The sequence below is a fragment of the Terriglobales bacterium genome, assembly GCA_035624455.1.
GTDB lineage: Bacteria > Acidobacteriota > Terriglobia > Terriglobales > Acidobacteriaceae > DASPRM01.
Map to the genome: position 1 here is coordinate 1 of DASPRM010000099.1, position 18804 is coordinate 18804.

The 18804-nt window shown below is 58.4% G+C and carries 13 protein-coding genes; 8 read left to right on the forward strand and 5 right to left on the reverse strand.

Annotated elements, in window-relative coordinates:
- Window positions 1-685, forward strand: a 685-nt coding sequence (locus VEG30_10755; protein ID HXZ80400.1) for a DUF933 domain-containing protein, incomplete at its 5' end; no start/stop codon positions are given.
- A 259-nt stretch (window positions 686-944) separates the two neighbouring features.
- On the opposite strand, the gene VEG30_10760 is transcribed toward VEG30_10755, so the two are convergent.
- The gene (locus tag VEG30_10760) at window positions 945-1595 is read right to left on the reverse strand and encodes a DUF4412 domain-containing protein (GenBank protein ID HXZ80401.1); all 651 of its coding nucleotides are present in this window, start codon (window positions 1593-1595) and stop codon (window positions 945-947) included.
- A 321-nt stretch (window positions 1596-1916) separates the two neighbouring features.
- Here VEG30_10760 and VEG30_10765 point away from each other — a divergent pair, with 321 nt between their 5' ends.
- On the forward strand, window positions 1917-2648 hold the full coding sequence (locus VEG30_10765; GenBank protein ID HXZ80402.1) for a ZIP family metal transporter: 732 nt from the start codon (window positions 1917-1919) through the stop codon (window positions 2646-2648).
- 134 nt (window positions 2649-2782) lie between these two features.
- On the opposite strand, the gene VEG30_10770 is transcribed toward VEG30_10765, so the two are convergent.
- Window positions 2783-3982, reverse strand: a complete 1200-nt coding sequence (locus tag VEG30_10770) for a VWA domain-containing protein (GenBank protein ID HXZ80403.1) — start codon at window positions 3980-3982, stop codon at window positions 2783-2785.
- 215 nt (window positions 3983-4197) lie between these two features.
- On the opposite strand from VEG30_10770, the gene VEG30_10775 reads away from it, so the two are divergent.
- Window positions 4198-5988 (forward strand): SpoIVB peptidase S55 domain-containing protein, encoded by a 1791-nt coding sequence (locus VEG30_10775; GenBank protein ID HXZ80404.1) that lies wholly within the window; start codon window positions 4198-4200, stop codon window positions 5986-5988.
- A gap of 303 nt (window positions 5989-6291) precedes the next feature.
- Here the strand turns inward: VEG30_10775 and VEG30_10780 are convergent, their stop codons facing one another.
- The 3 genes from VEG30_10780 to VEG30_10790 all read right to left on the reverse strand — a co-directional run bounded on the left by VEG30_10780 (window position 6292) and on the right by VEG30_10790 (window position 9870).
- Entirely contained in the window at window positions 6292-6783 is a 492-nt protein-coding gene (locus tag VEG30_10780; protein ID HXZ80405.1) for a hypothetical protein, read from the reverse strand.
- Window positions 6784-6864: 81 nt separating this feature from the next.
- Window positions 6865-7191, reverse strand: a complete 327-nt coding sequence (locus VEG30_10785; GenBank protein ID HXZ80406.1) for a hypothetical protein — start codon at window positions 7189-7191, stop codon at window positions 6865-6867.
- Between the two features lie 57 nt (window positions 7192-7248).
- On the reverse strand, window positions 7249-9870 hold the full coding sequence (locus VEG30_10790; protein HXZ80407.1) for a protein kinase: 2622 nt from the start codon (window positions 9868-9870) through the stop codon (window positions 7249-7251).
- Window positions 9871-10311: 441 nt separating this feature from the next.
- On the opposite strand from VEG30_10790, the gene VEG30_10795 reads away from it, so the two are divergent.
- The 5 genes from VEG30_10795 to VEG30_10815 all read left to right on the forward strand — a co-directional run bounded on the left by VEG30_10795 (window position 10312) and on the right by VEG30_10815 (window position 18797).
- Entirely contained in the window at window positions 10312-12678 is a 2367-nt protein-coding gene (locus VEG30_10795; GenBank protein ID HXZ80408.1) for a hypothetical protein, read from the forward strand.
- 114 nt (window positions 12679-12792) lie between these two features.
- The gene (locus VEG30_10800; protein HXZ80409.1) at window positions 12793-13374 is read left to right on the forward strand and encodes an isoprenylcysteine carboxylmethyltransferase family protein; all 582 of its coding nucleotides are present in this window, start codon (window positions 12793-12795) and stop codon (window positions 13372-13374) included.
- A 435-nt stretch (window positions 13375-13809) separates the two neighbouring features.
- Window positions 13810-15132 (forward strand): FtsX-like permease family protein, encoded by a 1323-nt coding sequence (locus VEG30_10805; protein ID HXZ80410.1) that lies wholly within the window; start codon window positions 13810-13812, stop codon window positions 15130-15132.
- 278 nt (window positions 15133-15410) lie between these two features.
- Window positions 15411-16136, forward strand: a complete 726-nt coding sequence (locus VEG30_10810; GenBank protein ID HXZ80411.1) for an ABC transporter ATP-binding protein — start codon at window positions 15411-15413, stop codon at window positions 16134-16136.
- 213 nt (window positions 16137-16349) lie between these two features.
- Window positions 16350-18797, forward strand: coding sequence for an ATP-dependent Clp protease ATP-binding subunit (locus VEG30_10815; protein HXZ80412.1), 2448 nt, complete (start codon window positions 16350-16352; stop codon window positions 18795-18797).
- The last annotated feature ends 7 nt before the right edge of the window (window positions 18798-18804 follow it).

Sequence of the window (18804 nt, forward strand, 5' to 3'; positions counted from 1 at the left end):
GCGGCAGGAGCGCCTGGAAAAAGATCTGAAGAAGATGCGAAATCCCGAGCTCGAAAAAGAACACGAGCTGCTCAAGCACGCCCAGGCCTGGCTGGAAAAAGAAAAGCCGCTGCGCCAGATGGAGATGACCCCCGAGGACAAAAAGCGCATCCGCGGCTTCATGTTCCTGAGCGAGAAGCCCATCCTTTATGTATTGAACATCTCCGAAAGCGAGAACCTGGGCGAGGACCTGGAAAAAGCCGTCGCAAAATTCGCGATCGCCGAGCTGGCCGCGCATCCCAACACCGGCGCGACCGCGGTCTGCGGCAAGGTGGAAGCCGAGCTGGCCGAGATGTCCGACGAGGACGCCGCCGATTTTCTCGCCAGCTACAAATTAAAGGAGAGCGGGCTGGTGCGCCTGATCCGCAAGACCTACGAGCTGCTGGGGCTGATCTCGTTCCTTACCGTGGGCGAGGACGAATGCCGCGCCTGGACCGTCCCTCGCGGCACGCGCGCCGTGGAGGCGGCGGGCGCGATTCATTCCGATCTCGAGAAGCACTTTATTCGCGCCGAAACGATTCACTGGGATCAGCTTCTCGAAGCCGGATCGGAAGCCAACGCCCGCGCCAAAGGCACCCTGCGCCTGGAGGGCAAAGACTACATCGTGAAAGACGGCGATGTGCTGCACATTCGGCACAGCGGGTGAAGAGAGCCACGGGTTCCACGGATTTTCACGGATTAGGAATCAGAGAGTTCTATTCAGTTCCGATCTTCGTCCCCAATCTACGCTGTCCGTTGTCAAGAAACTGCTGAGGGTGCCCCGTTCAAGCGCAGCTTGGCCGAGGTTTTTTGTCCGGGATTCCACTCTGATTCAATCTCCACAAGTTCCCTGATCCCGCTCAGGGGTCTCATGATTCTAATCCGTGAAAATCCGTGTAATCCGCGGCTTCCGTGTAATCCGTGGCTTACTGCGGCTGCCGCGTTCCCATCGCCCCCATATCGAACTTCCTATACCCGGCCGGCACCTGGAACAGCGATGCATCCTGCGATCCTTCCTGGATGTTGGCTAGGTTCCATTCCACTCCGTTGCTGGTCTCGCTGCGCACGGGAAAATGCAGCTTCTGGTCGATCCAGGCGGTGGTGGTCTTGCTGGGCTCTGTCTTGGATGTGAACAGCCACTTGTCGCAGCTGCGACCATTCACGCTCTCGCTGCCTACCTTCTTGCAGGTGTAATCCTCAGAGGTGGCGCAGGGATTGTTGGGGTCAAAGTGCTTCATCTGCGACCAGTCAATGGCTCCCTGCCGCTGCGCGTCCCTCATGTTGTATTCGATGTACATCTTTTGTTGCGGCATGATCATGTACGCGGTTTTGGCGGCGGCATCGGTAATCATCTCGCCCTGATGTCCCTGCGTGTTCATGTCCCAGCGAATTTTCTGGTCCCCGACATAGATCTTGCCGGTCTGGACACCGTGAGGAGTCTTCATGCTCATGTCGGCGGAAAACTGCTTCGAAAACAGTTGTGCCTGTGTGGCCGTCGGCATTAGCGCCGCTGTGATGACCATGACGCCGAAGACGGCAATCAGAACTCGCGCCTTGCCCTTGGATGTAAGATTCACGACTTCTCCTCTATGCCCCAAATAGAGCGGGAAATTGGGTGGGTGCCCCATCCTCGCCGTCTTTTGGCTAGGGTGGGAAGGTCGAGGCGCAGCCTCGACAGCTTTTTGTGTGCCCCACAGCCTAGCACAGGACTGAACCCCTTACGCAGGACGAATCCCATGAAATGTCACCCTGAGCGACGCCCCCGTGTAGGTTTCCGACCCGCGTTCTGCGCGGGTCGCGGCGCGCAGTCGAAGGATCTCGCGTTTTTCTTAGCTTTGCACCGCACCGGCAAGCACTTGGAAACTCCCTCCCCCGGCTGATACCCTGCTCCCCGCCACATGAGTCCCATTGCGATCAGCTTTCTCCTCGGCCTTACCGCCGCCGCGGCCAATATCTTCGGTGGCGGCGTGATCGTGCGCAAGAGTTGGGAGCGCCACTATCTGAAATACTTTGTGGCTCTGGGATCGGGCTTCATGCTGGCCACCGCGCTGGCAGAGATGTTTCCCGAGAGCGTCCGCCTGCGCGGCGACAGTGCGGCACTTCTGATCCTGCTGGGCTATCTGATCGTGCACTTCTTCGAGCACACGGTCACTCCGCACTTTCATTTCGGCGAGGAGACGCACCGCGAAGCATTTGTGCACTCCCATAAGACCTATTCCGTGGTCGGCGGCCTCGCCATCCACACCTTCTTCGACGGCATCGCGATCGCCTCCGGGTTCCTGGTTGCCAGTTGGCTGGGTTGGATCATCTTCTTTGCGGTATTCCTGCACAAAATTCCCGAGGGCTTCACCATCGCTTCCGTGATGCTGGCTGCGGGACGCAGCCGCCGCGTCGCCTGGGGATCAGCCGCGTTGCTGGGATTGGCCACTATGCTCGGCGTGACCACCATGGCCTTCACGCGCGGCGCAGTCTCAGTGGGTCTGCCAATTTCAGCGGGAGTTACGCTCTATGTCGCCGCCTCCGACCTCATCCCCGAAGTCAATCGCGAACCTGGAATCAAGACGGCGCTGGTGGTCTTCGTGGGAGTAGCCTGCCCCTTCCTGCTGGACCTGATATTCCACATGCACTGATGGGTAACGCTCTCGTCCCGAAAAATCCTGAGACCCAGTTCAAACAAAACACCCCACCCTGGCAAAAAGACGGCGAGGATGGGGCACGCTCAAGATCTTACTGATTGCTGACCGCTGATTGCTGAGTGCTTCCTTTATTCCACCTGGTGCTTCGCCGTATAGCCTTCACGCGCAATCACCATGAATTTCAGGTCGTGGCCCTTCTGATCTCGCACTTTCAGGGGCCCGCCATCAGGCGCTGTCAGCTCCACCTTCAGTTTGCGATAGGTGCCGTCGAGCTTGGCGTTCGTGGGGTGATAAGCGATCGTGTATTCGTTGCGGATATTGGACGCGATATCGCGAAAGATCTCCGGCAGCTCGCCCTCAAACCGCGGCTTGTACCACCGGCCTCCGGTGAGCTTGGCGTAAGCATTCATCTCGTTATCTGCCTGCATCAGATCCAGCAGATACTGCTGCACGCCGAAGTAGCTTCCGCCCACCGAGTCCAGCCACATGCGGAAAGCTTCGCCGGTGCTGATGGTGTAGATCTGCACGTTGGGGGTCTCGCGCACCTTCTTCAGCATCTTGTCGAAGGTGAGCTTGCTGAAGGTGTCGCGCCCGCTGGCAATCAGGATGACATACTTCCGGCCCTCGATCCGGTCCAGCCGGTCCAGCGTGTCATAGAGCGCGTCAAAGAGGTTGGTTTCGCTGAACCCCGGAATCCGCAACTGCCCCAGCGCGGCATAGACCTCGCGTTTGTCCTGGGTGAAGTCGGTGATGATGTGCGACCTCATGTCATACGACACCACCGCAATCCAGTCCTGGGGCTTCAGCGTACTGGCAAATGTGTAGGAGGCGTTCAGCGCGTCATACATGAAACGGTACGCGGTCGAAGCGAACTCCACCAGCAGCACCGCCGTAATCGGCGCTTCCGAGACCCCAAAATTGCTGATCTGCTGCGGCTGACCGTCCTCAAAAATCTTGAAGTTCTCCTTCTTCAGCCCGGGAATGAATTGGCCGTCCTTCGTAACTACGGTAACCGGCACATTGACCACAGGTACATCCACCCGGATCGAGAAGTCGGGCATGCCCTCCGGTTGCTTGGGAGTGGTGCGAGCGGGTGGGGGTGGTGGCGCATCGTCCTCTTTCTTCTTGGGAAGGATGATGGGGCCCACGTCTCCCTCGGGACCGCCAGCTTCCGCCGGCGCCTGCGCCTGGGGCTTGGGCGTACTGCTCGGCGCTGAACCCTGACTCTGAGCGGCCGAAGGCAGCGCCAACAGGCCCCCTAGGACCAGCAACACGAAGCTATTCAAAAGACTCCTGCCTGCCATGGGAATAATTTTCATCGACCACATTTTTTTATCCGTTGTATTCGTTAAGTGACGCTACGCGGTATTTTTCTGTGTTAGTATAGCTGCTCAAATCTGCTTTTTCATTTGGGTGTACTCCCCCTCACCGGGCGCGAAAGAGCAGCTCCCTGAGCAGTTCTTTCCGTCAAGCGTACGTCCTTTTGTGTTTGTTATGGTGTTTGCAAGTACGCTCCGAACCTTCGAGGTCACATACCAGCGGTATGAGAAAAACTCAGCCACTCTTCGTCTTCGCTCTCGTCGGGTATCTGCTAACTTTGATGCCGGCGTTAGCACAGGGGAAACCTGCAGTCGCCACTATGCCGGTTTCCGAAATCCATCCGGGTATGAAGGGCTATGCCCTCACGGTCTTTCAGGGTGCCAACCCGGAACCCATGGATATCGAAGTCCTGGGCGTTCTCAACAACGCCATCGGGCCCAAGCAGGACATGATCCTGATTCGGCTCAAGGGTTCCAAGCCTGAATACACCGGCGTTGTCGCCGGGATGAGCGGTAGCCCGGTGTACATCGACGGCAAGCTGGTCGGGGCGCTCGCCTATCGCATCGGCGAATTTTCCAAAGAGCCCATTGCCGGAGTGACCCCAATCGCCCAGATGATGGAGATTGACGAACTGGATCGCTCCGCGCCGCCCGCCGATGCCAGCAATACCCCTCCTGCCGCGCAGGTATTGGAAAAGACCTCCGGACCGGGTCTCCCGTCAACCTCGCTGGCCAACCTCGCCAGCATGATGACCCCCATCGACACTCCGCTGGTCTTCAATGGCTTCTCGGAAGATGCAGTTCGCCGTTTTCAGAGTCAGTTTGCGTCGGCTGGAATTGTTCCAGTGATGGGCATTGGTTCGGCCAGCCATCAGCCGCAGCCTGAGCCCCTAGAGCCCGGCTCCGCGGTCAGTGCGGTCTTGGTCGAGGGCGACCTCAATATTGCGGCCACCTGCACTGTCACCTATGTCGATGCCGACCACCTGCTGGCCTGCGGCCATCCGCTGTTGAAGTTCGGCCAGGTCGATATCCCGATGACCAAGGCCAACGTGGTGGCGACACTACCCTCGCCGCTCAACGCCTTCAAGATCATCAACACCACCGAGCAGGTTGGTTCTTTCGTTCAGGATCGCAGCTCCGGCATACTCGGCCGCTTCAGCAAGGAGCCGGATATGATCCCGGTGACCTTGACCGTCCACGGCATTTCCAAGCCCCGCAATTTCCATTATTCGGTGCTGAACAACGCGCGCCTCACTCCGGTTGCGGTGATGGCTACCGCCTACAGCGTCCTGCAGGGGCTGAATGAGTACGGCGAGGATGTTACCTACCGCTTCCAGGGACGAATCGACGTAAACGGCTACCCCGAAGTCAAGATGCAGGACATGTTCTCGCCCACCGATAGCGGCACGCCCACTGCCGCCAGCGTTGCCCTTTCTCTCGGCGAGCGTTTCGGGCGCATCTACGACAATCCCTACGCCAAGCCCGACATCAAGAGCGTTCAACTCGATCTCGACCTGGTGCCCGAGCGCCGCTGGGCACGCCTGGAGGGCGCCCGCACTGACGTCACCGAAGCCCGTCCCGGCGATGACATCGTGGTCGAAGCCGCTCTGCGGCCCTATCGCGGCGAGCGTATCGTGCGCAAGATTCCCGTCCGCATTCCCACCTCGGCTCCCAAGGGCACGCTGCGCATCCTGGTGAGCGATGGCGACACCATCGACCGCATGCGTCGCATGGCGCCCACCTCGCGCCGCCTCGACCTGGCTTCCACCATCTCCATGCTTAACAACGAACGCTCCAACTACAAGCTCTATGTCTCGCTTTTGGAGGCCAATCCCGAAGCCATGGTGGAAGACAAGATCATGCCCAGCGTCCCGCTGTCGATCATGAACGTGATGGACGGCATGCGCGGCACGCAGGACATGGTAGTCCTGGGAGAGTCCGCGGTGAACGAGGCATCGACGCCCCTGGACTTTGTGGTTTCTGGCGCGCAGATCATTACCGTGAATGTGCGCTAGGGTCCGGGTCTTCAGATCTCGCGATCGCCGATCACACGACCACCCGATATCCCTGAGGGTGCCCCGTTCAAGCAAAGCTTGGCGGGGTAGTTTGTTCGCTAACCAAACCCAGTTCGCTAACCAAGCCCAGCTTCATGACCTCCAACTGTCATCCTGAGCGACGCGCCCGCCTTGGCTTTCCGACCCGCGCTTTTCGCGGGTCGCGGGCGCGGAGGCGAAGGATCTTGCGTTTCATCCCATCACGAATACGGGTCTGCGGTTCTGAAATTACCCGATTACAACTTTCCCGATTGCCCCGTGTCCCTAATTGTCCACGATGATCGTTGGATCACTGTTCGTTCCCTGAGTGCCCTTGATCGAATAAGTGCACTCCACGTGTTTGATCTCTGGATCCCTCGCTTGCTGTATCACGGCATCGCTTAGTTCGCACTTGTCGTCATGCCCAGGTTGGGGATGTGGCTTGTGGTTATCCTTACAGGGAGAGGCGGTTCTAAAGAGAACCCAAGCTTCACTCGTTCCTGCATCTACACTCCAGACAATCTCTTTTTCTCCATTGCCGACGTGAACGATTACGCACTTGTGCTTTGGATTCTTCAAACCTCCTTGGTTACCGCTGATGACGATCTTCGCGCCTTGAAGGTCTTGGCAGTTGGTGGTGTCTACGGCCAGAACCGGTCCGGCGATAATAGCCGGGACCGCTCGGGGAGCCCAGTCGACGGACACTGCGAGACACAGCACACCTGCGGTAAGGAACACCAATCGACAGGTTCGTGAGAACCCACACTTCTTCTTCATACTCGTTCCTCCTCTTTCTTCATCGTTAGGACCGAGTATCATCCCACCCAATTTGGAAATGGCCTGAGAGACCCGAACGGCTTAGTTGTCCACGATGATCGTGGGGTCATTCGAGTCTTCGAGCCCGATGACCGAGTACTTATAGCCTGTTCTCTTTTTGCCCTTAATCGGAAATGGACCTATCGTCCCTCCGTCCCGCAATAGCTGGACAGCAGCCTGCCCGCCTAACGGACTCTTTTTCACAGATGGGAAGACAATCCAGCAATCTCCAATGCCACGGGTCGAAGTCCAGTAAATCTGATCTCCATTGTTGAGGGTTACAGCGTCCTGATTCACGTTGCCGGAGGCATCGAGGACCGTGACTACGGCTTCCTGAATTTTCGCAAATGGAGTCGGTTCTGCCGCCATATTTCCCCTCCTTTACTTTGTTATTGGCTGGTTCCTGGGTTTGGACAATCACTGACGCTACTGGCCCACAACTGCTTTAAACTGCGAATTCGACTGCAAACGGTCAAAGCTGGGATTTTCCCTGACGCTGCGCGGATGCAATCCTCTCTCAAGCGCACGCCTCAAATACTCGATGCAAAGTGTATCTTGCCTCAAAAAGGCTGCCGCCTGCGCAATTTTCAGCAATACTTCCGGATCGCTGGCTCCCACCGCTAGCGCCTGCCTGGAATAGGCCTGCGAGCCATTAGCATCCCCCAGGGCGGCAGAATAGAACGCCAACTCGCTCAGTGTCATGCCATCCCGCGGATTGACCTTCAAGTCCTCCCGCGTCTGTTCCAGTGCTTTACGGAATATGGCCAGGGATTCTTGCCGCTTTCCCGGAACCCAATAGTAGGCTTCCGCCAAATTCCCTTGCAGAGAGGATCTGCGCGGATCGAGCGTTACCGCATTCTCATAATTGCTGGCCGCTTCTCCAAACTGTCGCAAATAAAAATGAGCCGCACCCAGGTTGCTGTACGCTCGCGCCGTCGGCCGAATGGCCACGGATCGGTCCAGGTTCTGGACTGCCTCATTGTAGCTGCCCGATACCAGATAAGCGGCACCCAGGTTGCTGTAGCCGAGGAAGCTATCCGGCGCCAGCGCGATCACTTGTTTGAACATGTCCACCGCTTCCGCATACCGGCCGTGGCGATACAGGAAGCTCCCCAGCCAGTTGTACCCCGCCCAGTAATTGCGCCGCATGGCGATGGCGCGTTTGTACGTGTCTTCCGCATCGCCCGGACGATTCAGGTGCTCATAAGCGTAGGCTAATCCGCGATAGGCGTCATCGCTCGTCCCGTCCAGCTCCAGAGCGCGCTGGAACTGCTTGGCGCCATTTTCATATTGCCCGGTCTCGTTATAGACCATCCCCAGGCAGGTATAGCCATTCGCCAGAGTCGGACCCAGCTTCACCGCCTGCTGGCAAGCGTTCGTAGCTTTGGCGATCCAATCCGTCTGGTGGGTGTGCTGATACTGCTGCCAGTAGCTCTCACCCAGTCCCGCATAAGCCAGCGCATAATTGGGATCACTGTCGAGGGCGTGCCGGAACTCCGTAATCGCATTGTCGATGTTTTCCGGCCTCTCGTATTCCTGCAGGTATCCTCGTCCGCGCACATAAAAATCGTGAGCGGCAGGCGAGGTTTCATGTCCCGCCAGCGTGCGGCGTTCTTCGGCTCCCAGTTCAACCTCGAGCTTATTGAGAACGCTCTCCACCACTTGATCTTCCAACGCGAACGAGTCGGCAGCCAGCTCGGTCAGGGTATCGCCTCCAAGTTGCTTGTGCGAGTGGACGTCGACCAGGCTGTAGTTGACCCGCATCTTGTCGCCCGCTTGCTGCAGACTTCCTTCCAGCACAAGGTTCGCCCCCAGGATGGCCTGCGCCTTTTCCGCCGAAGTGATCTGCTGCCCCCGTATTTCGCTCGCCGGGGCGACCTGCAGAGCATGCTTCTGCGTTAGCTGCGACAGTTTGTTGGTCAGCGTTTCCGTAAGCCCGTAGCAAAAGGCGCGAGTCTTATCGTCCCCATTAATTGCTTGGAAGGGGAGAACGGCCAGGTAACGGCCTGCCGGAGCGAGCGCTGCCCGCTCCCCGCCCGGCGGCCTCTGCCGCTTCATTTTTTCCACCAGCGTGAATGCCAGCACAAGCACCAGTAATGCCACGACAGCCAGCAGTCCCCAGAACCGCAGACGCTCTGTCCTGGTTCTGAACGCAGGCCCGGCCGCGCCCTCCCGCACCTGCCGCAAATCTGTCAGCACGTCCGTCGCGCTCGCATACCGCTGCCCGGGCGGCTTGGCCAACATCTTGAAGATCACCCGCTCCAGGCCGCGCGGCACAGCAGGATTGAAGCGGCGGATTGCCGGCGGATCTTCGCGCAGGATGCGGTCGGTGGTGCCCACGAAACTGTCGGCGCGGAATGGACTCTCCCTCGTCAGCACCTCATAGAACACGACCCCCATTGAAAAAATATCTGCCCGCTGGTCGGGCGGTTGCTCCAGCAGAATTTCCGGCGCCATGTAGGCAGGCGTTCCAGTAAGCGCACGGGCTTCGCTGGTTGTAGGATTCTCGCCCGGCGCAGAGCCGGCACGCGGAATTTGCCTGGCCAAGCCGAAATCCAGAATCTTCACCACCTTCGATTGGGTGAGCATGATGTTTTCCGGCTTGATATCCCCGTGAAGAATGCCCCTCTCATGGGCCACCACGAGCGCCTGCAATGACTGCTCTGCGATGTCGAAGAACTCCGCGATACTCAGCGGCTCCGCGGCTCGTTGCCGCAGGGTGCGACCCTCCACGTACTCCATGACCAGGAAGACTTCTCCGCGCTCCTGGAGCACGTCGTAGACAGCAGCGATGTGCTGGTCGGAGACTTTGGAAGCGCGTTCGGCTTCCTTAAGGAAGCGCTCGTGGTACTCAAGGTCGCCAGAGAAAGCCGGCGTGACGCGCTTCAGAGCAACCGTCCGCTTCAGGACTGAGTCATCCGCACAATAGACTTCGCCCATCCCGCCCGAACCCACACGGGCGCGAATCAGGTAACGCCCCACCTTCAAGCCGACGAGGCTATCCCCAGGCTGCAAGTCCACTCGCTGGCGTGCACTGGACTCCGGCATAACCCACCAAAGCGCTTTAAAGAAGGAATCGCGTGGCCAGACCCGGAACTGTCCGGGCCCCCTGGAACCACAGGGACGCAGCTAATGTTACTCCCTGCATGGGCCTGCGGCGATTTCTTTCGCTTCTTAAACGCATCAAAAAATAATTGGTGACGAATCGGGAATGGTGAGTCTCACCCAACGAATTCCGCCATCTTTTGTCGGGGGGTAGGAAGCACGTGGGAACGGACGTCCCGTCCGTTCAGGTCGAGGCGCAGCCTCGACGCCTCACACGCTTCGTTCAGCACCCTCTCGTGGTACGTTGAGCTGTTTTGCAGGCGTGAGCCTGGCGGGAGCCTGCAGGCGAAATCCCGAGCGAAGCGAGGGACCTGCTTTCGCCCATCAGCCCCTTCGTTCACGACCGCCGTCTCGTGGTACGCTAGATTTCTGCACAGGATTCCAATGTCAAAATTTGTTGTCGCTCTTCTGCTGTTCTTTCTCATCCCTGTTGATTTGGCTCATGCTGACGGTACACGCACGTGGTTTCAATCGCGTTACGACGAGTTCGAAAAAGGCACTGCCAAGGGCGTCGCCATCCGCAGCGATGGCATTCTTGAGCTGGCTCCCGCCGTCAATCCGTTGACCACCACTCCTTCCACCTATATATGGGCGGTGGCAAGTGACAACCAGGGAAACGTCTTCGCCGCCGCGGGTGCACCGGCGCGGATTTACCGCGTTACTCCCAAGGGAGAGACAACCATCATCTTTGAACCGCGTGAGTTGGAAGTTCAGGCCTTAACCATCGCCAACGATGGCACCATCTATGCCGCTACGTCTCCCGACGGGAAGGTTTATAAGATCGTCCGCACTGCAGCCTCGCCAGCTCCGCAGAATCCGCAAACACCAGCAGAGAAATCAGAAGGGCGCACTAGTAACGATAAGCCGGCCTCCTTGTCCACGGACGCTTCTTACAGCGCTAGCGTTTGGTTTGACCCCAAGACGAAGTACATATGGTCACTCGCACTGGATAATCAGGACCGCCTCTATGTTGCTACCGGAGATCGGGGAGAAGTCTTCCGCATCGAGAAAGACGGCAACGCTGTGCTCTTCTTCAAGAGCGACGAAGCGCACATTCGCGTGCTGGCGATAGACAAACAAGGCAACGTAATCGCCGGCTCCGATGGCAGCGGGCTTATCTACCGCATCTCGCCGACCGGAGAGGCTTTTGTTCTCTACAGCGCGCCTAAGAAAGAGATCACTGCCCTGGCGATCGATCCCGCCGGCAACGTCTTTGCTGCGGGTGTAGGCGAGAAGCGTCCCCAGGGACTGACATTTCCCAGCATTCCTCCGGCAATCCCCACCGGACCACCGGTCTCCAGCGCTGGAAGCGCCTCGGTTTTGGGCGTGGGTGGTCCGACCGGGCCGGTCCTTGGATCCACTCCCGGCCTGTCACCCTTCTCCACCAGCGGCGGCGCCGAGATTTACCGCATTGCTCCGGACGGCTCGCCCAAGCGCATATGGAGTTCGCACGACGACCTCGTCTATTCGCTGGGCTTCGATCGCAACGGACGCCTGTTGGCCGGAACTGGAAACCGTGGGCGCATTTTCGAGGTCGAGTCCGAAGACCGCTTCACCGACATGGGCAAGGCCAGTGCCAGCCAGGTCACCGGTATCTGCCCCGCTCCGAATGGCGGTCTCTATCTGGCTACCAGTAATCTGGGGAAAATCTTTTTGCTGAGTGGAAGAGCTGACGCCGACGGCAGCTTTGAAAGCGATGTCCTCGACGCCAAGATTTTCTCGCGCTGGGGACGCGCGCAGGTGCGCGCCACCGGAAATTACGAACTCTTCGCCCGCAGCGGCAACGTCGATAATCCTGACCGTAACTGGAGTCCGTGGAAAAAAGTTGATCTGCCGAACGAAGCCCCACTCACGACTCCCCCTGCACGCTTTCTGCAATGGAAAGCGGTTTTGCATCCCGCCAGTCCGCCCACCACGCTCGACAGCGTGTTGATCAATTACCTCCCCAAGAATGTCGCTCCCGAAGTGGATGACGTCTACGTTCAGACAGGAGCGCGCTTTCAATCCGCCAGCAAGCCCTTGGCGGTACAGGAATCGGTGAGCGTGGGTCCAGGACCCTCTTCGCCGGCTGCAGCGCACTTCGACGCCACTCCCACTGCGGTTCGCGATCCGCACTCGATTGCCGTGCGCTGGACTGCCCACGACGATAACGATGATGACCTGGTCTATTCCCTCTACTATCGGGGAGACGGCGAGACCCGCTGGAAGCTGCTGAAGGATGAGCTTACCGACAAGTACTACTCCTTCGATGCCGCCCTTCTGCCCGATGGCGGCTACACCATTCTGGTCGTCGCCTCCGATGCCCCCTCGCATTCCGAAGGCGCCCTCACCGACGTCAAGGAGAGCTCTCGCTTCGAGGTCGATACCACGCCTCCCCAAATTCAAAGGCTCACGGGACAACTGAACGGCAACTCGGTTCATGTTGTGTTCCGCGCCGAAGACACTTTCTCTCCTATTCAACGCGCCGAATATTCCGTTGATGCCGGCGACTGGCAGCTTATCGAGCCCGTGGGCCAAATTTCCGATTACCGTATCGAGAACTACGACTTCAACGTGCCGCTCTCTGAAGGTGGAAGTGCGCTGGCGGACGATCCTCCCACTGGGGCAGTTACCACTCCGCATTCCGCGGGGCCGGTGCGAAATGTGAAGAACGCAGAAGCTGCCGCTCCGATCGAGCACGTGATCGTGGTGCGCGTGTACGACCGCTTCGATAATCAAGCCTCAGCCAAAACCGTGATCCGGGGAAAGTAGAGGGATCGCAGCACACCTACGAACCCTGAGGGTGCCCCACTCAAGCCGAGCTTGGGTGGGGTTTTTACTTCACCCGATCACCCTTCACCCGATCCACTTCGCTACAATCCCTCCATGCTCTTGCGCACCCTCGGCTGGGTGGCTTGCGTCATTTACGCGACCGTGCCTTCTTTCTGGCTACTCATCCATCCCCGCGCCGACTCCTGGCGCGAGCGGCTCCGCGCAGGACGCCCCGTCTATCAATTCCTGCTGCCACTCTGGATGGCAATGTGGGTCGTCCTCGGCGCCATCACTTGGCCGTTTCGAAAAATTGCTCTCTACAATTCGCATCTTGCCTGGATCCCAGGAGGGCTGTTGATCGCTCTAGGAATCTATCTTTATGCGCGCGGCCGCCGCGGCTTCTCCCCACTGCAACTCTCCGGACATGCGGAACTCGCTCCCGATCGCCACTCGCAACATCTGGTCGTGACGGGCATACGCCGCCGTCTGCGCCATCCGATTTACCTCGGCCACGTCTGCGAAATGCTCGGCTGGAGCATCGGAACCGGGCTGGCCGTTCTCTTCGGACTGACGGGCTTTGCCCTCATCACCGGCGCATTTATGGTTCGGCGCGAAGATGCGGAGCTCGAGCAGCGCTTCGGCGACGAATACCGCCAGTATCAGAAGGACGTGCCAACGTTCTTGCCAAGGCTGTAGTTCAGCGCACCAAGTACGTGGGGACGGACGCTCCGTCCGTCCAGGTCGAGCGAAGCTCGACTCGTCCTCTGGACGAAACTTCGCGCGGGTTCGGGTGGCCCACTCAAGCCCTCCGCTGGCTTGAGTGGGATACGTGGTTGGCTCTGCTTTGAAAGGCGCGACTCCTCAGGAACTCTCGAGTGTCATTCTGAGCGACGCGCCCGTCTTGCTTTTTCCGACCCGCGTTTTCTGCGGGTCGCGGGCGCGGAGTCGAAGGATCTTGCGTTTTCGCCCGGCGACTGCTGGCCAGCTCCCAAAAGCAAGGTTTCCTCCACGCGCGATTGGATTGCGAGCAATCCAATCGCGCGGTCGACATGACGGTGGCTGAGTGCTCGCCTGACTGCTGACTGCTGAGCGCCAAACCCAATAACTGTATACTCGACTCGCTAGCAATTTATGCGCTTTGAACTTTTCGTGGCGGCGCGCTATTTACGCGCGAAACGGCGTCAGGCGGTGATCGGCGTGATCACTGCCATCTCCATCGCTGGCGTCGCGGCGGGAGTCGCTTCCCTGGTCATCGCCCTGGCCATCAACAATGGCTTCCGCCAGGACCTGCAGGATCGCCTGCTCGGTTCCTCTTCTCATATCAACCTGCTGCGCATCGAAAACGACGGCATCCGCAACTGGCAGGAGCTGCTCACTCGCCTGGTCAAAACGCCACACGTGGTCGCCGGCGCACCCGCCATCTACGATCAGGTGCTTATCTCCCGCGGATCACGCGCTCGCGGCGCTGTGCTTAAAGGAGTGATCCCTAATTACGAGCGGCAAGTCAGCGATCTTCTGCAAAGTGTCAAGATTGGCTCCAGCGAGCCGCTTAATCAGACCAGCACTCCGATGCCGGCAGCACCCGAATCTCGCGCCACAACATCGCCATCGAATTCTTCTCAACCTGACGATCTGTCCGCCGTGCAGGCGCGCGTCGCGGCGATGCCCCCAATCATTCTCGGCAAAGACATGGCAGATGATCTGGGCGCGACCGTGGGCTCAGTAGTCTTAGTCACTAGTCCGCAGGGTGAGCTCACGCCTTTCGGCCTGACGCCCAAGTACGTTCGCTTCAAAGTTGTCGGTATCTTCAACTCCGGTTTCTACGACTACGATGCCAGTTGGGGGTTTACTCGCCTCTCCGAGGCGCAGAAACTGGAAGGCCTGGGCGATGTGGTCTCAGTGCTGGAATTCAAGGTGGATGACATCTACAAAGCCGGAGAAATCGCACGCGAACTTGAACACGCCGCAGGCAAAGGCTTTCAGTCTACAAACTGGATGGAACAGAACCGTTCCCTGTTCCGCGCCTTGCGCCTGGAGCGGGTGGTTACCTTCATCACTATCGGTCTGATCGTGTTCGTGGCGGCGCTTAACATCCTCATCTCGCTCATCATGATGGTTATGGAGAAGACCCGCGACATCGCCGTACTCCGCTCGATGGGAACTCGCAGGGCACAAATCCGCAATATTTTTGTCTTTCAGGGACTCTTGATTGGGATCGTCGGCACCGCCATCGGACTCATCATCGGCTTTGCCGCGTCCTGGGCCAGTGGCCACTATCACTTCATTTCGCTTTCGCCGGAGGTGTATTCCATCGACTATGTGCCCTTTGCACCCCGCCTCAGCGACGGCCTGATCGTGGCTGCGGTATCCCTGGCTATCTCCCTTGTGGCCACCATCTATCCCTCCATATCAGCGGCACGCATTTATCCTGCCGAAGCGCTGCGCTACGAGTAATGGGATTGCTGTATTCCCGGGCTGTCGAGCGTGTATCGCAAGGCGAGAGATTCTCTAACCTGCCGGTTGCAATTCGGTGGCAAACACTTGCGGTGGCTGTTAGCGGGCCCGCGAAATTTGGCACGTCAGGTGCTCGCTACTCCTGCAGTTACTTCTACCGGAACTTTCGACAATTTTTGACAAAGAAAAAGTCTTGTAATCAGGTATTAAAGAAGTGAGAATCGAGCAGATTTGATGCGGCTCTGCAAGGTGTAGCCGCGGGGGCTAATTCGTAACCATTGGAGTCCGATCTGCATCTATATCTACAACACGAAGTGTTGCACGGAGAAAAACTCAAGAAGGTTTTTCGTTCCGGCAGTTCGGATCTGGTGGTCTTTGAAAACTTATCGCTGGGAGTCAAGCATGGCGAGATGGTCGCTATCGTAGGCCAGTCGGGCGCGGGCAAGAGTACCCTGTTGCACATCCTGGGCGCGCTTGATAGGGCTTCGGAAGGTGACGTATACTGCGCCAAAGAAGACTTGCGATCGCTCTCCGAAGAAGCGGCAGCGGATTTTCGCAACCGCGAGATTGGGTTCGTCTGGCAGTTTCATTATCTGCTGCCGGAATTCACCGCGGTTGAGAATGTGGCCATGCCCCTGCTGGTACGGGGACGTCATCGGCGCGAAGCCGAATCCGAAGCCCTGCAGTGGTTGCGCGAGGTGGGTTTACAGAACCGGGCGTATCATCGATCTGGCGAGCTTTCCGGTGGCGAGCAACAGCGAGTTGCGATCGCCAGGGCATTGGTTACTCGTCCGCAGCTGCTGCTGGCGGACGAACCTACCGGCGATTTGGATAACCAGACCGCCGAGGCGGTGTTTGCATTGATCGCTCGGCTTCATCGCGACTACGGTTTGACCTCCCTTATAGCCACCCATAACCTTGCGTTTGCGCGACGTTGTGATCGCGTTCTTCGGCTGGAGCGAGGGCGGCTGGAGGAGGTCTCGCCGGAGGTGCTGACGGCCTGATTTGGGACTTCGGTTTTGACGGTAAATATTCCGCAGGAGGTTGGGCATCTGAGTTTGGCACATTGCGTGCTCCTAGCTGAGGGTTACAGGTTCCCGCCAGCGTAGTGGGGACAGCAACGGGAGAATAGGTCGGGTTGGGCACAGACCTGGCTCCACATCGGTGGTAAGGTGATGCGGTGCTGATTTGCGTTCCCCGGGCCTGGGAGAGGGAAAATGTTTGAACGGTACACGGAAAAAGCCAGACGGGTAATTTTCTTCGCACGCTATGAAGCGAGCCAGTTTGGTTCTCCTTATATTGAAACGGAGCACCTGCTGCTCGGACTCTTGCGCGAAGACAAGGCCCTGACCAACCGGTTCCTGCGCTCGCACGCTTCGGTAGAATCCATTCGCAAGCAGATCGAGGGCCACACCACCATCCGGGAAAAGGTTTCCACCTCAGTGGACCTGCCGCTGAGCAATGAGTGCAAGCGGGTGCTTGCTTACGCCGCAGAAGAGGCGGAGCGCCTCTCCCACAAGCACATCGGCACCGAACATCTGCTTCTCGGCCTCCTGCGCGAAGAGAAGTGCTTTGCCGCGGAAATCCTTCATGAGCGGGGACTTCGTCTTTCCAGTGTCCGCGAAGAACTGGCTCGCACCTCCCAGGAAAAGGCTCAGCCTCAGCGCTCCCGCGAATCGTCCCTATTGAGCGAGTTTTCCCGTGATCTCACTCAGGCCGCCATGGATAACCAATTGGATCCATTGGTCGGACGCGAGTCTGAGTTGGAGCGCGTGGTGCAGATTCTCTGCCGCCGCACCAAGAACAATCCCGTCCTGATCGGTGAGCCCGGTGTGGGAAAAACCGCAATAGTGGAGGGTTTGGCGCAGCGTATCGCCGATGGCGATGTGCCCTCCTTCCTGGCGGATAAGCGCATCCTAGCGTTGGATTTATCCCTGATCGTGGCCGGTACCAAGTATCGTGGCCAGTTCGAAGAACGTCTCAAAACGATTATGAAGGAACTGATGGAGTCGCAAAACTCCATCATCTTTATCGATGAGTTGCACACCCTGGTGGGCGCCGGCTCGGCCGAAGGTTCCCTCGATGCCGCCAACATTCTCAAGCCCGCCCTCTCGCGGGGAGAGATCCAGTGCATCGGCGCCACAACGCCGGGCGAGTACCGCAAGTCGATTGAGAAGGACCGTTCGCTCGAGCGCCGCTTCCAATCCGTCAAAGTACCGCCTCCAGGTGAAGACGATGCCGTCAAGATTCTGAGCGGGATCAAGGAGCGTTACGAGAAGTTCCACGCGGTCAGCTACACGGACGAGTCGATCCGCTTCGCGGTCTCCCACTCCAACCGCTACATCCCGGATCGCTTCCTGCCCGACAAGGCCATCGATCTCATCGATGAAGCCGGCGCTCGCGTAAAACTGCGCCAGACTTCGCTGCCCGAAGAGATCACCGAAGTTCAGAAACGCATCAAGTTCATCGTCCATCGCATGGAGAATGCCATCGCGAACCATGAGTTCGAGAAGGCACGCTTCTATTCGGACGAGGAGCGCAAAGAGCGCGAGAACCTGCGCGCTCTTCGCGAAAAGTATCATCTCGACGAATCCTCCACCGGCGTGGTCGCCCGCGAGGACATCGAAGATGTCGTCTCCCGCTGGACCGGCGTTCCTATCGCCTCCATTAAGGAAGAAGAGTCGAAAAAGTTGCTCCGCATTGAAGATGAACTGCACAAGCGAGTCATCTCTCAGGATAAAGCCATCAGTGCGCTGGCCCGTGCTATCCGCCGTTCCCGCGCCGGACTGAAGAACCCGAATCGCCCGATCGGCTCATTCCTGTTCCTCGGTCCTACGGGCGTCGGCAAAACCGAAGTCGCGCGCACCCTGGCGCAGTTCATGTTCGGAACAGAAAAATCCCTGATCCGCTTCGATATGTCCGAATTTATGGAGAAGCATTCGGTCTCCAAGCTGATCGGCTCGCCTCCGGGATACGTCGGCTACGAAGAGGGCGGACAGCTCACCGAGCGCGTGAAGCGCGCGCCCTATTCAGTCGTGCTGCTGGATGAAATCGAGAAGGCGCATCCGGATGTCTTCAACATCCTGCTGCAAGTCTATGAAGATGGTCAGCTCACCGACGGTCTGGGCAATACCGTCGACTTCAAGAACACCATCATCATCATGACCTCGAACATCGGCGCACGCCACCTGCAGAAGAAGCAGGGGCTCGGTTTCCAGACCGACGAAAAGGAAGGCGAGATTGGCAGCAAGGTTGAAGACCTTGTCCGCAATGAGGTCAAGCGGACATTCAATCCCGAGTTCCTCAACCGGTTGGACGAGATCATCATCTTCAATTCGCTGACCGAGCAGGATCTGATCCAGATTCTCGAGTTGATGGTCAGCCAACTGAACCAGAACCTGGCGCAGAAGTCGATCACCATCACGGTCACCGAAGACGCCAAGAAGTGGGTGCTCGAGCGCACGCTGGTCGACCGCACTTACGGCGCGCGTCCGTTGCGCCGCGCCCTGCAGAAGTACATCGAGGACCCGCTCAGCGAAGCCCTCATCCAGGGCACGATCAATGCGCGTCCGGCATTCATCGAGGTCTACCGCGAAGGCGAGCAACTGTTCTACCGTCCGGTGGACTCGAAAGAATCCGAAGGCCTGCTGCTGTACTCAAACTGAACTGGTT

Bases quoted from the DNA above. Each gene is read 5' to 3' on its own strand.
- VEG30_10795 (HXZ80408.1), top strand. From the start codon at position 10,312: ATGTCAAAATTTGTTGTCGCTCTTCTGCTGTTCTTTCTCATCCCTGTT.
- VEG30_10785 (HXZ80406.1), bottom strand. From the start codon at position 7,191: ATGGCGGCAGAACCGACTCCATTTGCGAAAATTCAGGAAGCCGTAGTC.
- VEG30_10780 (HXZ80405.1), bottom strand. From the start codon at position 6,783: ATGAAGAAGAAGTGTGGGTTCTCACGAACCTGTCGATTGGTGTTCCTT.
- VEG30_10765 (HXZ80402.1), top strand. From the start codon at position 1,917: ATGAGTCCCATTGCGATCAGCTTTCTCCTCGGCCTTACCGCCGCCGCG.
- VEG30_10770 (HXZ80403.1), bottom strand. From the start codon at position 3,982: ATGTGGTCGATGAAAATTATTCCCATGGCAGGCAGGAGTCTTTTGAAT.
- VEG30_10805 (HXZ80410.1), top strand. From the start codon at position 13,810: ATGCGCTTTGAACTTTTCGTGGCGGCGCGCTATTTACGCGCGAAACGG.
- VEG30_10800 (HXZ80409.1), top strand. From the start codon at position 12,793: ATGCTCTTGCGCACCCTCGGCTGGGTGGCTTGCGTCATTTACGCGACC.
- VEG30_10790 (HXZ80407.1), bottom strand. From the start codon at position 9,870: ATGCCGGAGTCCAGTGCACGCCAGCGAGTGGACTTGCAGCCTGGGGAT.
- VEG30_10815 (HXZ80412.1), top strand. From the start codon at position 16,350: ATGTTTGAACGGTACACGGAAAAAGCCAGACGGGTAATTTTCTTCGCA.
- VEG30_10775 (HXZ80404.1), top strand. From the start codon at position 4,198: ATGAGAAAAACTCAGCCACTCTTCGTCTTCGCTCTCGTCGGGTATCTG.